Source organism: Ruegeria sp. CDSC025, assembly GCF_059610805.1.
Map to the genome: position 1 here is coordinate 1 of NZ_JBXWOJ010000035.1, position 1255 is coordinate 1255.

General features: G+C 59.0%; 1 protein-coding gene. It reads right to left on the minus strand.

Annotated elements, in window-relative coordinates; genetic code table 11:
• Positions 1-79 precede the first annotated feature (79 nt).
• Positions 80-1255, minus strand: a 1176-nt coding sequence (gene tuf / locus AC2FH8_RS20570; protein WP_142640426.1) for an elongation factor Tu, incomplete at its 5' end; no start/stop codon positions are given.

Sequence of the window (1255 nt, forward strand, 5' to 3'; positions counted from 1 at the left end):
GCGTCGCGGGCTTGTCGAGATCAAACGAGAAAGGGCGCCGAATGGGCGCCCTTTCCATTTGATCATTCGCTTGCGCGAATTACTCGACGATCTTCGACACAACGCCGGCGCCGACGGTGCGGCCGCCTTCGCGGATGGCGAAACGCAGGCCGTTTTCCATCGCGATCGGTGCGATCAGCTCAACCTCGAACGACACGTTGTCGCCGGGCATAACCATCTCGGTGCCAGCTGCCAGGGTCACGGTGCCGGTCACGTCAGTTGTACGGAAGTAGAACTGCGGACGGTAGTTCGCGAAGAACGGCGTGTGACGGCCACCCTCTTCCTTGGTCAGGATATAGGCTTCGGCTTCGAACTTGGTGTGCGGTGTAACCGAACCCGGCTTACACAGAACCTGGCCACGCTCAACACCTTCACGGTCGATACCACGCAGCAGCGCGCCGATGTTGTCGCCCGCTTCGCCGCGATCCAGCAGCTTGCGGAACATTTCAACACCGGTACAGGTGGTTTTCTTGGTGTCGCGGATGCCGACGATTTCGATCTCGTCGCCAACATTGATCACGCCACGCTCAACACGACCGGTCACAACTGTACCACGGCCCGAGATCGAGAACACGTCTTCGACCGGCATCAGGAACGGCTGGTCAACAGCACGCTCAGGCGTCGGGATGTACTCGTCCACGGCAGCCATCAGCTTGCGGATCGATTCTTCGCCGATTTCCGGGTTGTTGCCTTCCATCGCGGCCAGAGCCGAACCGGCAATGATCGGAATGTCGTCGCCAGGGTAATCATACGAGCTCAGCAGCTCGCGGATTTCCATTTCCACCAGCTCCAGCAGCTCTTCGTCGTCAACCTGGTCAACTTTGTTCATGAACACGACCATGGTCGGGATACCAACCTGGCGGCCCAGCAGAATGTGCTCGCGGGTCTGAGGCATCGGGCCGTCAGCCGCGTTCACAACCAGAATCGCGCCGTCCATTTGCGCCGCACCGGTGATCATGTTCTTGACGTAGTCGGCGTGGCCGGGGCAGTCAACGTGGGCGTAGTGACGCGCATCGGTCTCGTATTCCACGTGGGCCGTCGAGATGGTGATGCCACGTGCTTTTTCTTCAGGCGCGCCGTCAATCTGGTCATACGCTTTGAAGTCACCGAAATACTTGGTGATTGCTGCGGTCAGCGTCGTCTTGCCGTGGTCAACGTGGCCAATCGTGCCGATGTTGACGTGCGGCTTATTACGCTCAAACTTTTCCTTTGCCAT